Source organism: Paraglaciecola sp. 20A4 (assembly GCF_011378905.1).
Classification (GTDB): Bacteria; Pseudomonadota; Gammaproteobacteria; order Enterobacterales; family Alteromonadaceae; genus Paraglaciecola.
This window is the reverse complement of the sequence record NZ_WTPY01000023.1, coordinates 16,929-29,969: the sequence shown is the minus strand read 5'-3', so window position 1 is coordinate 29,969 and position 13,041 is coordinate 16,929. Positions and strand designations below refer to the sequence as shown.

The window sequence follows — 13,041 nt, the reverse complement described above, 5'->3', positions numbered from 1 at the left end:
ACCTACTCCTTACCTAGGGTACTAAGAGGATGCTCATTTGCTTGCCATGGACTATCAAAAAACCAAACCATGATTTCATTTGGTACGCTTTCAATCGTGGGGTAACGCCAGTTTGGTTGATGATCTTTATCAACCAATAATGCCCGCACACCTTCTTGAAATTCACCGAATTCTCCGCAGCGACATGACATCACCAATTCCATGTTAAAGCATTGCGCCAAGGTCATACTTTGGCCATTGTGCAATTGTTTGAAGACCAAATTTGCGCTAATAGGTGAACCCGTTTGTAAGGTCCTTTGCGCTTTATCAAGCCATTTATCGTCGCTGGCTTTTAAGGAGAGTATTCGCTTTGCAACGCCAGCAGCTGTCGTTTCAAGCGCAAGCGCACTGAGTTCATCTTGTAGTGCTTCTACCTTACCTTGGGGCAGTAACGCTTGATGCTGTTGATGTAAATCCGCACAAAAAACACTCAACTGGTCTTTATTAGCAGCGCTATTTTGACTCCAAGGCAAGTCATCTAGGTTGGCTAACCACTGATTTTTCAAATCATTGGGGATAAAATAATCAGCCATATTAACGTATAGCGCATCCGCGGCATTCATACTCGCGCCTGTCATTCCTAAAAACAGTCCACAGCCGGGGGGCATGTTGTTTAGAAACCAACTTCCGCCTACATCAGGGTACAAACCAATATTGATTTCTGGCATGGCCATACGTGACGTATCAGTGACAATTCGATGGCTCGCTCCATTCATCAACCCCATACCGCCGCCCATTACAATTCCACCTCCCCACACCACAAACGGTTTAGCATAGGTGTGAATAAGGTAATCAAGCTTATACTCTTCAGTGAAAAAACACTGCAGTGAGTTGGGCATGGCCTTAGGATTACTCGCCATGGCGTTATGCATTGCGACAACGTCTCCTCCGGCGCATAATCCTTTTTCGCCAGCACCATCAAGGATCACCATACAAATATCTGCATTTTGCTGCCACGCTAAAAGCTGTGGCATCAAGGCTTGTATCATGTCCATATTCAGTGCATTAAGGGCACTCGGTCGATTAAGGGTGGCATGGCCTATCTTCATGCCATTTTTAGTGGTCCGTTCTTGAAAAATAACGCAATCAGACACAATTTTCTCCTCTCGTTTGGTGACTAAACACCTTATAAAATTTTACCCGCATCGTCAGCCAGTAAACGTCGTCCGACTATCATGCGCATAATTTCATTGGTACCTTCGAGTATTTGATGAACACGCACATCTCGAACATGACGCTCTAACGGGTATTCTTGAATGTAACCGTAACCACCGTGAATTTGTAGCGCTTGATTACACACTTCAAATCCAATATCCGTCGCGAAACGCTTCGCCATAGCGCAATAAGCGCTGCGCTCAGGATCTTGATTATCGAGTTTAAAGGCAGCTAGGCGCACCATTTGTCTGGCGGCCACAAGCTCTGTAGCCATGTCAGCTAATTTGAACTGTAATGCCTGAAACGCAGCTAACGGTTTACCGAATTGGGTGCGTTCTTTCATATAAGCGGTTGCGGTGTTTAATGCTTGCTGGGCGGTGCCGATTGAGCAAGTGGCGATATTGACGCGCCCACCGTCCAAGCCCTGCATCGCGAAACTAAAACCTTGGCCTTCTTCACCCAGTAAATTAATTTTCGCAATACGCACATTGTCGAATGTAATTAAGCGAGTGGGCTGAGCATTCCAACCCATTTTATCCTCGGCTTTGCCGTAAATAATACCTTGTGCGTCAGCCGGCACCAAAAACGCTGAAATCCCTTTAGGGCCTTCACCGCCAGTGCGTGCCATAACCACCAGCACTTCGGTTTCTCCCGCACCCGAAATAAACATTTTCGAGCCATTGAGTACATACTCATCACCGTCCACTTTTGCACTTGTACGTAAGGCGGCAGCGTCAGAGCCTGAACCGGGTTCCGTCAAACAGTAAGATGCTAGCAACTTGCCTGTGACCAAATCTGGGCACCACTTGTCTTTTAGCGCTGGTTTACCCCATTTGGCAATCATCCAAGTCGCCATATTGTGGATCGTCATCATGGCCGTAGTAGCTGTACAGCCCATAGATAACTGTTCGAAAATAATCGACGAATCCAAGCGGCTCAACCCTAAACCACCATCCTCTTCACTGGTATACAAGCCACAGAAACCCAGTTCACCAGCTTGTTGAATCACGTCCTTGGGAAAGTGATGTTCTTTGTCCCACTTTGCAGCATTGGGCGCCAAAGCCTGCTGGGCAAATTGGCGGGCTGTATCAGCAAAGGCTTGCTGATCTTCGGTCAAATCAAAGTTCATAGTTAACTCACTTACTTTAAGTTGATGGTCATGTTAGGACCAGATGGGATATCGTTTTCAAACCAGCGAGCTGTCACGGTTTTGGTTTCAGAATAAAAGCGTACCGCTTGTTTGCCATAAGCATGCATGTCGCCGTAGAAGGAGTTTTTCCAGCCAGTGAATGAAAAGAATGGCAATGGCACAGGGATCGGTACATTAATACCTACCTGCCCTACTTCTATTTCATGCTGATACTTGCGTGCCGCCGCGCCACTTGCAGTGAAAATGGAGGTCCCATTACCAAATGGATTACGGTTCACCAGTGCAATGGCTTCTTCTAATGTATCTACCACCATGCAGCACAGCACAGGGCCAAAGATTTCTTGCTGATAAATTTGCATCGCCTCAGTCACATCGCTGAACACAGTTGGCCCAACCCAGTTGCCCTCTTCATAACCTTTTAACGTAAAGTCACTACCATCAATCAAACATGTAGCGCCTTCATCTTTACCTTGTTGAATAAGGGATAACACTCGCGCCTTAGCTTGCGGGCTAATCAACGGCCCATATGCGGCATCTTCGTCGTCCCATAATCCTGGTTTTACCTGACCAATCATATTTGCCAGCTCTTCAACCCACTCACCTGCATCCCCTACAAAAACCGCAACCGATATCGCCATACAGCGCTGACCAGCAGCTCCGACAGATGCGCCAACGAGGTTATTCAGTACTTGTTGTTTATTTGCATCTGGCATAATTACAGAGTGGTTTTTCGCTCCGGCAAAACATTGGGCGCGTTTCATATTATCGGTGGCTGTTTTATAAACATGTTGTCCGACAGGTACAGAGCCAACAAATGACACGGCACTTATGTCGTCGTGATTAAGTAATCTATTGACCTGATCTTTGCCGCCATGGATCACATTTAACACACCTTTGGGCGCACCCGCTTCAATAAATAGCTCAGCTAAGCGCGTGGGTGTTAATGGGTCTTGCTCTGACGGTTTAAGGATAAACGTATTGCCGCAAGCCACTGCCAGTGGAAACATCCACAACGGGATCATTGCGGGAAAATTAAAGGGTGTAATGCCTAAGCACACACCTAAAGGCTGGGTATAGCTGTAAGTGTCTATGCCACGAGCAACATTCTCAGACGTTTCGCCCATCATCATTGAAGGCACATTCATGGCCTGCTCGACGACTTCAATACCACGCCAAACATCACCTTTGGCATCAGCAAATGTTTTGCCCGTTTCACTACTAAGTATCGTGGCTATCTCGTCATGATGCTCTTTAAGAAGTTGTTGGTAACGCATCATCACGCGTGCTCGTTCTGACACGGGTACTTCGCGCCACGTTAAAAAAGCTTCTTTTGCACAAGCGACTGCAGCATCAATTTCCGCATCGCTAGCAATGGGTGCTTTGGCGATAACAATGTTGTTTGCAGGGTTGGTGACATCAATAAACTGCCGTGATTCAGATGAAATAAACTCACCGTTTATAAGTAAAGGAATGTGTTGCATAAATAGCCCTAATAAATTGCTTTGATTTTAGCGGCAAACCAAAACTGTTAACGAAGTGTTAGTAGATTATCAAACAATTTACCTTTACGTTAACGTCAGTTCAAACATTTATTTTATAAACTGACAACATCTGTATACATGACGACTGGTTTTCAGCACACTAGGTTAATAACCTCTGGACTAAGTTAATTAATACGACTATATTTTTTCCCTTGTTATGCTATTGATTATGAAACAAAAATACGCTCTACCAACCAAGGTAATTCATGTCTCCTAGTGATATTAAAGTCGCCATTGTTGAAGACAACGGCATGGCACGCATTAATTTACGTAACCACTTAATGGAAATGGGGTTCACCGAGGTTGGCTGCTTTAGTAATGGTCGTGAATTAAAAGCCCATGCTAGGCTGCGCCGAATTGACTTGTTATTGATGGATTACCACCTAGGGCAAAACAAGAATGGCGTAGAAGTGGTCCAAGAATTACAAGAACAAGGTCTACTAAAAAGCTCTACCAGCATTATTTTCATCACCTCAGACCGCCTACCCATAATCGTTGGACAAATCGTCGATGTTCACCCAGATGCACTTGTGATCAAACCTTACACAATCCGCAGTATTGAGAAGAACATCTCAGCTTGTCTAAATTTCCGCCACTATCTGATGCCCGTATTTAAGCTGATGGATGACGGTGAATTTGATTTAGCTTTGGATAAATTAAACTACATGCTGGAACGTAATAGTCGTCCCCGTATGCGCAGTCAAATGGTCAAATTACAAGCTCGCTTACTTATCAAAGTGAAGCTTTTTAAAGAGGCGGCCAAAGTGTATGAAGACGTGTTACGCGGTTCAGACAAAATAATATGGGCAAAATGGGGCTTGATTCAAAGTCTGTATCTAGATGGGCAAATACAACAAAGCGAAGAAATGCTGTTAACGCTTACCAATACGCAATTGACTAGCGATAAAGCACGAGAATGGCTAGCACGTATTTGTATTAGAAATAATCAATATGCTCAAGCAGAAGACCACATAGATAAGATCCGTGAAGGAGAAATGTCAGTTTCGGCGGCCCGCTTAAAAGCCTATATATTTCAAGCCCAAGAACGCAACAGCGAAGCCATTCAATTACTTGAGAAAAAGCGCGAGTCAAATCGTGGGATCCGAGAACGTTTCGATGAATTAACCCTCGATTTAGCACGCTGTTACTTGCAAGAAGCCGAGGGCAAAAAAGCCAACGAACGAGATAAAACCTTACAAGTCGCTAAATTTTTAATTGGCTCTGCGGGGCGCAAAAACCAAGACCAGAAGCTAGTGATTAAAAAAGACTTTTTATTCGCCGCTTTAGCAGTGATGGCTGGGGATGTAGACAAAGCCACTGAAATACTGCAAAGAGAAGGCATGGACGACATTGACAGTAATGACATCATGCAAATGACCGACGCGGTTTCTGCTTGGAAAGGTATTGGCAATGACCTTAAAGCCAGTGAAATATTAGCTTTGTGTAAAGCACGTTTAGAACAAATTGAAGATGGCAACGAAGCAACTGTTGCCAATATGATAGTGGTGAAGCGCGAAGAGACCATCGGCGAGCGCAGGCCTGAAGCCATGAGTCTGAACAAGACCGGCTTAGAACATTATGTAAAACACGATTATCAAAAAGCCACACAAGACTTTTATCAAGCCTATTTACTCTTCCCTCGGGAGGTCGCTTTTAGCTTAAATTTACTGCAAAGCCTAGTCGAATCAGGTGAGGCAAAATATCAAAGCCTTAATACGGCTCAATTTTTAAAAGAACTTTCTCGTCGCCAAATGAGCCCCAATAATCTTAAACGGCTAGAGGAAATAGGCAAAAAAGTAGAAAGAGCACCCAGTAAATTTCCTTTATAACCAACAGTTAATGAGTGTTATCCGTTAACGGAATTTTAATATACCGCATACCGTTACTCTCAGGCTCTGGCAATACGCCTGATTGCAAGTTTACCTGCAAGGAGGGGTACAATAATTTGGGCACCGCAAGGGTTTTGTCCCGAGTGTTTCGTAATGCCACATATTGCGCTTTATCCATTTGGGAATTTACATGGATATTTGAAGAACGACTCTCACCTACGGTCGTCTGATAACGCAACTCGCGGCCTTGGGGCTGATAATCGTGGCAGACCCAAATTTTGTAATGTGCAGGTAATTGATGAATTCGACTGATGCTATCCCACAATAATCCAGCATCGCCACCAGGAAAATCACAACGGGCAGTTCCGCCATCTGGCATAAATAAAGTATCACCGACAAATATATTATCTTCTATCACATAGCTTTGGCTGTCACTGGTGTGCCCTGGCGTGCTCATTCCTTGTAATGATGCAGAGCCAAAATCTAATGTTTCCCCTTCTGTTAATAAGCGGTCAAACGCTTGGTATAAGTGGGTCGACTGACTTTCATGGTTAAACGTTTTAGCAAAATGATCTTCGACAATCTTAATCCCCTCGCCAATAACAGTTTTAACCGATGTTTTAGTGCGTAAATAATTAGCTGCACTCAAATGGTCAGCATGAGCATGGGTGTCTAAAATCCAATCAAGTTGTAATTTATTATCGCGTAAAAAGGCTAATTGCTTATCCGCAAATTCTGCACTTACTTCTCCAGATGAAAGATCAAAATCCAGTACGCTGTCTATTATCACCGCGTGTCTGCGCTCATTATCAACCACTATGTAACTAATGGTGCCCGTTCCTTCATGAAAAAAACCGTTAACTTGAACCGCCATAATTAACTCCTTGCTTAATCATATATAAATATCGTATATTGCAAATATACAATATTAATTAAAGTATGTACAAGTTTATGTATCTGATGTTGCTAGTAAGCGCTGGTTTAATTGGCCTTAGTTTAGGACTGCTCGGTGCAGGTGGCTCAATATTAACTGTTCCCGCGTTAACCCTTTTCCTTGGTCTGGATGAAAAAAGTGCCATAACCAGCTCAATGATCATAGTCGGTATAATTGCGACTGTCGGCAGTATAAGAGCCTATCGAAACGGCGCCCTCGACAAACGCATAATTACCAGTTTTGGTATTGTGAGCTTGCCATTTGCCGCTTTAGGGGCACGGCTAGGGATATGGATGCCGCCAGGCAGTCAAACTGTTCTACTCGTTGTTATTATGGCTGTTGTTGCGATAAAAATGTTTGCCGATAAGCCACCTACTTCTGGCAAATCACCGAGTACATGGGCATTGCTAAGTGCCGCAGCAACGGTGGGGCTTATCACTGGCGTGGTGGGTGTTGGTGGTGGCTTCTTAATCGTGCCGGCTTTGGTCATTTTTGCCGGTGCAAATATGCAAAGTGCGGTATCCAATAGTCTGCTGCTAATCGTCATTAACTCGGCCACGGCTTTTACTTCTATTGCGCTTAGCGACCAAGCCCCTGAGTTAAACTGGCTGATTATTTTAACGATGGCCGGCGTAGGTGCCATATCTGTCTTAGCGGGGCAGTCGATATCTTCACACCTAGATCAACATAAACTCAAACGTGGATTTTCCATTCTTATAGTAGTCGTGGCGATTTGGCTGCTAGCTAACTTATTTTATTGAGGTAATAACAATGCAAAACAAAGTATTAGATTATTCGCAGTATATTGATCACGTCAGGCAAATCATCAAAGAGGTTACGTGTGAGGAATATGCAAAAACGCCGGAAAAATATCCTATTTTAGTCGATGTTCGTGAAGCCGATGAATGTCAGTCAGGTATTCTACCCGGTGCACTCGTCATACCCCGAGGTCTGCTTGAAGCCAAGCTGAGTGGTTTGGCCGTATGTGAGAATAAAGCTGATCCAACCGCGTGGCTAGCCCAGCAAAATATATTGCTTTACTGTCGCTCAGGCGGGCGCTCAGCACTAGCAGCAGAATCATTGTTACATATGGGATTTAAACAGGTATTTTCGCTAGCCGGGGGCACACTCAGATGGCGCGAGCTCGACTATAAGCTGTCGAACGACATTTAACGTAAACAAATTGAAATATAAAGTGAAACTGAGCAAAGGTATTAGTGTAATGCACAGGGAAACAGCTTAATGATGCCGCTTTCTCCTTCCCAGTCACCTACCATCCATATTTGCTCAAACGGATGGCTAGGTGGCACATCTATTTTGTTACGCAGTGCTTCTATTTGCGTTCTATCCCATGCTGGATGGGCATTACGAATAACCAACCAAACACGCTCAGAGCGATAGTGCTTTAGAGACTTGTTGTACAGGATGCGGTTCAATGCTTTGAGCAATCGCTCTTCAGGCTGAGTCATACTATCGAGATTTCGCAACTCTAAACAGGTTTCTTCATTTAGCTCACGACCTAGTATCTGCTTGGCTTCCAATTCGCTACCGTATAAATGGGCAATTTCGAGATCTAAACGTTCCCCTTCCAAGCGACAGGACACATCTGGCTTACTGGGGCGGTTATGCCAAAGGTGGCGAATTTCATGACCGCTATCACGCTCATAACAACGCATAAAAATTTTAGCCGCCTGGTGCTCAAGCTCGACTTTTTCTTGTTCGCTACTACTGAGTTTCGCCAAGCACCTACCCCTGTTTTAAACACCTTACAAACCTATATATAAATTCAAGTGTACCAATAGCAATAATTCAATGCACCCAAACGGAATTTAGCCTGTCAAATAACGTGTCATGTAAAACCATTGTTTAGAATGGTAAATAAATATAACTAAAATAATAAAAAAATGTATATATAAACAAGTTAAGCTATTAAAAACACAAAACGTTCTATTATACCGAACGGTAAAGTCGAATATTTGTGATGATAAAACCAATTTATTATCTTAATCGTCCCTATTTAGTATTCACACATTAATTTAAATACGGACACACTCATGCGTACATTATTCATCATTATCGCCCTACTCGGCAGCTACTTTATTACACCAACCGCGCAAGCAGCAAAACAAGGCATTGCGGTAGATTACCTTTTGGGCTCAGACGATATTCAAGGAATACGATTAGCTTATCGACCCTACGCAACCCAACTTACGCAAATAAAATGGTTAGGAAACCTAGATTTGTATTGGGAAGTAAGTGTTAATTTTTGGGAATTTGGCGAACAAAATAGCCATGAAACCAATTACGCCATGGCCATTTCACCGGTATTTTCTAAACAGTTCGCTACTATAGCCAATAAATATCCTCTGAGATGGGAGTTTGGTATCGGTGTATCATTAGTTGAAGACACCCGCTTTGCAGGTAAGGATATTGGCTCTCATTACCAATTTGAAGACCGGTTAGGCTTAGTCACCGATTTTGGTGACAACATGGATCAATCTGTGGCGCTACGATACATGCATTATTCAAACGGCGGTTTAAACGATCGAAATCCAGGCGTTGATTTTCTCAATGTCTCCTATGCAATTTATTTCTAGTTGTTGCCTATCCGCAGGATACATAGGCTTAATGCACTCGCCCAATGCATGCAAATACAGGGGCGAGTGTTTAACAATGCGAACAACCCACTTAACGCCAATTGCTAACCAAATAAACAAACTTTATTATTTTTATTTTTCGTTTGCTGCATAATCTTGAGCCTGCTGTAAAACACGTAGGGCATTAGCCCCCCAAATATTGGCTAGGTCTTCTTTGTTGTAACCCTCATCTAATAAGCGCTGAGTAATCATTGGCAAATTAACCACATCCATCATGCCATCAACACCACCGCCACCATCCCAGTCAGCGCCAATACCTACATGTTTTGGCCCAACAACCTTTAAAGCATGTAAGAAGTGATTCATATAAACCTCAAATGAGGCTTTTACCGCAGGATGCTCATGTTCAATTTCACGACGTTTTTCAAGGATGATTTCACGATCGCTACCGTCTTTTACCAACTTCATTAACCCTTTAAAGGCTTCTTTACGCTTAGGATCAGCAGGCAATGCTTCTAGGTATTCACTGTACGCGTTCATTTGAATAACACCGCCTGATGCAGCGAGCATTTTAAGCAACTCATCGTCAACATTACGCGGATGATCGTAAATAGCTTTACTCCCTGTATGCGACAAGATAATCGGCGTTTTTGACAAGCGGATCATGTCTTTTACTGTTTCATCATGAGCATGTGAACCGTCTAGAACGATGCCAAGTCGATTAGCTTCAACGACTAACTGCTCACCTAAAGGTGACAGACCGTCCCATTTAGGGCCATCAGGATCTGTAGAGCTATCACCAAATTGATTATTCTTAAAATGTACTGGCCCCGTCATACGCAGACCAAACTTATAAAAAGTCTCCAGCAAACTGATATCCGTGCCCAAGGGGTACGAATTTTCCATGCTCATATATACAATATGCTTGGCACTCTTTTTTATCTCTTGAGCATCACTAGCTTGCGTTGCAAATTCGAATATTTCAGGGTTCGCTGTCACCATGGTACGGATTGCTAATGCACGTAACAACGCGGTATCACGGCTTTGCTCATAACCTATTTTAGTCAGCTCACCTTGGGGTGAGTAAATAGCCCAGAAGCCACCATCTAATGCGCCTTCTTGCATTCTGGGGACATCGACTTGTGAAAAGTCATGCCCATAGGAGTGACGTTCAAGAATATCAAAGCCCGGCACCACGAGATTAGCCGGCGTATCTAAGTGCGTATCTAACGTCACGATTTGGCGTTGTATAGCGGTTGCCTCCTCAAGGGTAACAGCCCCCGCTGTCTGCCACATCAATAAGCCAAGTGCGACTGATACGAACTGTTTGTTCAATTTATACATGTGTTTTCCCGTATTAATTAAAATGCTACCGTTAACGATGCTTGAAAATTACGTGGGCTCAGCGGACGATAAAAAGCTGAACCAACAAACGCAAACGACAATACTTCTTTGTCGAACAAGTTGTCTACATTAAAACGTAAGCTAACATTTTCTGGCATACCAAACGGGTTAATACCGCCTAAATCAACATACGCACTAACGGTGGTGTAACTGTCCATTTCATAAGTTTCACCATAATCAGTAAAGCGGCTACTTGTGTATTTAGCTGACACATTTGCCACTATCCATTCTGTAGGCTCGTATGTAATGCCTCCCGTCATTAACCAATCTGGGCTGTCGGCCAATTTATTGCCCGCAGCGTTGCTATCAAAACCATCAATCAACGTTGCATGTTTGTATGAGATATTTGCGTTTAAATAGAGTTCTTTATTAAACGTTTCAGGTTGGTACACACCGGTTAATTCAAAACCATAGGCTTCTGAGGCGCCGCCATTAATATAAAAACCTTCAGGTTGCTGCGTAGCGGGGTTAAAAACATTACTCTCAAAAAGCCGGTTATCAAAACGGGTATAGAACAATGCGATGGCGGCATTGAAGCTTTCTTGATTAGTACGGTAACCTAACTCGTAATTATCGGCCTCTTCACCCTCTGGGGTCTCAGGTTCAAAGCTAACCGCGTTATCGTATATATCATCCGTGCCACTGGGTAACGCATAATTCTGTGAGTACGAAGCAAATATTTGATCGGTATCGTTTAGCGTGTAAACCGCTCCTAACGAAGGTAAAAAATGATTGCTAAATTTACCCCCAACCGATTGAGGGCCATAACCCGCTTCACTATTAATCTCATAATCGTTGTAATCACGATAGCCATCTAAAGAATAATCAACATTCAGCGACTTCACACCAACCTGAAGCTTTAAATCATCATCTAGCAGGCTGATGGTATCTTTTAAATACAACTGGGTAGTTTCACGGACCGAGGTGTAGTCACGGCGGTAGTAAGCCACTTCATCCCAAATTACGTCACCATCTGCACTGCCGGCAGTTTTGTTTAGGCGCTGTTGTGTACGGTGGTACGTGTCTTTTTCGCGCCAGCCACCAAATTCAATGTGGTTATTTTCAAGCTCTAAACTAAAATCAGCCACGAAGCCTTTACGGTCACCACCCACTGACGATAAACCATATTGCACTCCACGGGGGTGCACCACATCTAAGCCTGCTGCAGCTTGGCGTTCATAAATCCCTAAGGTATTACCGTAAGTATCCGGTGAAACTCCGTAGCCGTCTTTATCCTCAAAATAATAGGTACCGGTAAATTGCAAGTTATCTGTTAGGTAGGTATCAAGTTGCAGTGAATATAATTTGTCATCGCGCACGTTTACTCGGTCTTCATAGTAGCTAGTGCAATTGCTGCCAGTAAATACAGGGGTAAAATCAGTTTGGTCGATACTGCCGTCTTGATTATAATCGTATACCTCTGGTTGGGCAGAAATACAGCCCTCAGGAATGGAGTCTTCGTAGCTATAGTAATAATTATCTGCAAAGGTAGCCGCAGTACCAGAAGGCGAGTCATAATCAAAAAAATCATTTGCTACATAACTAAATTCCAACGACGTTTCTGGGCTAAAGGTATAAACGGCTTTACCTTCAATGTGCTCTCGGTCGATTGTGCCTGGACCGCGCCATAAATCACTGTCGGTTTTTGAACGACTAATAAAAGCCCTGAATCCGTCTAAATCCCCCGTTTCTAGTTTTATAAATGAGCGTTGTAAGTCATCATCGCCAATGGTTAACGACATCATGCCGCCCATTTGATCTGATGGATCAACAGAATAATAAGATGCAATTGGCCCTAAGGTCGAATAACTAGGAGCTGACACATCGCCGGCCCCAGGCGAGGCAACTACGGACGCTAGGTTTTCGTTATCTACGTATCTGAAAATTGGGCTACCACCAAACGCATCTGAACGGCCCATTGGCACACCGTTTAACACAAAGCCCATCTGGCTTAAATTAAACGCTCGTACATTAACTGAGTTACCAAATTCATATAAGCCTAATGCTCCATCAGTTTGAACATTAAAGCCCGGCAGGCTTTCTAACATCTTTAAACCTGAAATCCCGCCGGGTGCAGATAGCAGCGCTTCGCGGGTAACGGCTAGGGTATTGGTCACTTCGTCGGTACCGATCGCCACTTCTGTTTCTGAAATTCGGCGACCCATGACTTGAATCTTTTCCGCTGGCTCATCTGCTGCCAAACTATCGGTATCTTGAGCAAAGGTGGGGTTCACGGTAAATAATGCGGCAAGCGACACGCTGAGTAATGTCGGACGAAAGATTTCTTTAGTAATTTTCACGAGTGTATTTCCTAATCTATTTGCACTGATAATTGCCTGTTCGGCGAATACCCTTCTCTGAGGATTCACTAAACACATCACAATAAACGTAC

Annotated in this window: 11 protein-coding genes; 4 read left to right on the top strand and 7 right to left on the bottom strand. The window is 43.7% G+C overall.

All coding sequences use genetic code 11. The features are described from left to right. Positions 1-2 precede the first annotated feature (2 nt). From GQS54_RS17340 to GQS54_RS17330, 3 genes are read right to left on the bottom strand one after another with little or no spacing between them, the layout of a single operon-like run. On the bottom strand, positions 3-1,133 hold the full coding sequence (locus GQS54_RS17340; RefSeq protein WP_166425204.1) for an enoyl-CoA hydratase/isomerase family protein: 1,131 nt from the start codon (positions 1,131-1,133) through the stop codon (positions 3-5). Between the two features lie 32 nt (positions 1,134-1,165). Continuing rightward, positions 1,166-2,323, bottom strand: coding sequence for an acyl-CoA dehydrogenase family protein (locus GQS54_RS17335; RefSeq protein ID WP_166425203.1), 1,158 nt, complete (start codon positions 2,321-2,323; stop codon positions 1,166-1,168). Positions 2,324-2,334: 11 nt separating this feature from the next. Then, the gene (locus tag GQS54_RS17330) at positions 2,335-3,825 is read right to left on the bottom strand and encodes a CoA-acylating methylmalonate-semialdehyde dehydrogenase (RefSeq protein ID WP_166425202.1); all 1,491 of its coding nucleotides are present in this window, start codon (positions 3,823-3,825) and stop codon (positions 2,335-2,337) included. A 266-nt stretch (positions 3,826-4,091) separates the two neighbouring features. Between GQS54_RS17330 and GQS54_RS17325 the strand changes: the two genes are divergently transcribed. Continuing rightward, entirely contained in the window at positions 4,092-5,714 is a 1,623-nt protein-coding gene (locus GQS54_RS17325; RefSeq protein WP_166425201.1) for a response regulator, read from the top strand. A gap of 7 nt (positions 5,715-5,721) precedes the next feature. On the opposite strand, the gene GQS54_RS17320 is transcribed toward GQS54_RS17325, so the two are convergent. Beyond that, on the bottom strand, positions 5,722-6,588 hold the full coding sequence (locus GQS54_RS17320; RefSeq protein ID WP_166425200.1) for an MBL fold metallo-hydrolase: 867 nt from the start codon (positions 6,586-6,588) through the stop codon (positions 5,722-5,724). Between the two features lie 86 nt (positions 6,589-6,674). Between GQS54_RS17320 and GQS54_RS17315 the strand changes: the two genes are divergently transcribed. Both GQS54_RS17315 and GQS54_RS17310 read left to right on the top strand, forming a co-directional pair. Continuing rightward, positions 6,675-7,409: a sulfite exporter TauE/SafE family protein gene (locus GQS54_RS17315; RefSeq protein ID WP_240919993.1), complete on the top strand. Its 735-nt coding sequence runs from the start codon at positions 6,675-6,677 to the stop codon at positions 7,407-7,409. Between the two features lie 10 nt (positions 7,410-7,419). After that, positions 7,420-7,821 (top strand): rhodanese-like domain-containing protein, encoded by a 402-nt coding sequence (locus GQS54_RS17310; RefSeq protein WP_166425199.1) that lies wholly within the window; start codon positions 7,420-7,422, stop codon positions 7,819-7,821. 41 nt (positions 7,822-7,862) lie between these two features. On the opposite strand, the gene GQS54_RS17305 is transcribed toward GQS54_RS17310, so the two are convergent. Further along, positions 7,863-8,390 (bottom strand): hypothetical protein, encoded by a 528-nt coding sequence (locus tag GQS54_RS17305; protein WP_166425198.1) that lies wholly within the window; start codon positions 8,388-8,390, stop codon positions 7,863-7,865. A gap of 312 nt (positions 8,391-8,702) precedes the next feature. On the opposite strand from GQS54_RS17305, the gene GQS54_RS17300 reads away from it, so the two are divergent. Then, positions 8,703-9,245 (top strand): acyloxyacyl hydrolase, encoded by a 543-nt coding sequence (locus tag GQS54_RS17300; protein ID WP_166425197.1) that lies wholly within the window; start codon positions 8,703-8,705, stop codon positions 9,243-9,245. 132 nt (positions 9,246-9,377) lie between these two features. On the opposite strand, the gene GQS54_RS17295 is transcribed toward GQS54_RS17300, so the two are convergent. Both GQS54_RS17295 and GQS54_RS17290 read right to left on the bottom strand, forming a co-directional pair. Next, on the bottom strand, positions 9,378-10,589 hold the full coding sequence (locus tag GQS54_RS17295) for a dipeptidase (RefSeq protein WP_205967818.1): 1,212 nt from the start codon (positions 10,587-10,589) through the stop codon (positions 9,378-9,380). 17 nt (positions 10,590-10,606) lie between these two features. Continuing rightward, positions 10,607-12,949: a TonB-dependent receptor gene (locus GQS54_RS17290; protein WP_346766589.1), complete on the bottom strand. Its 2,343-nt coding sequence runs from the start codon at positions 12,947-12,949 to the stop codon at positions 10,607-10,609. Positions 12,950-13,041: the final 92 nt, after the last annotated feature.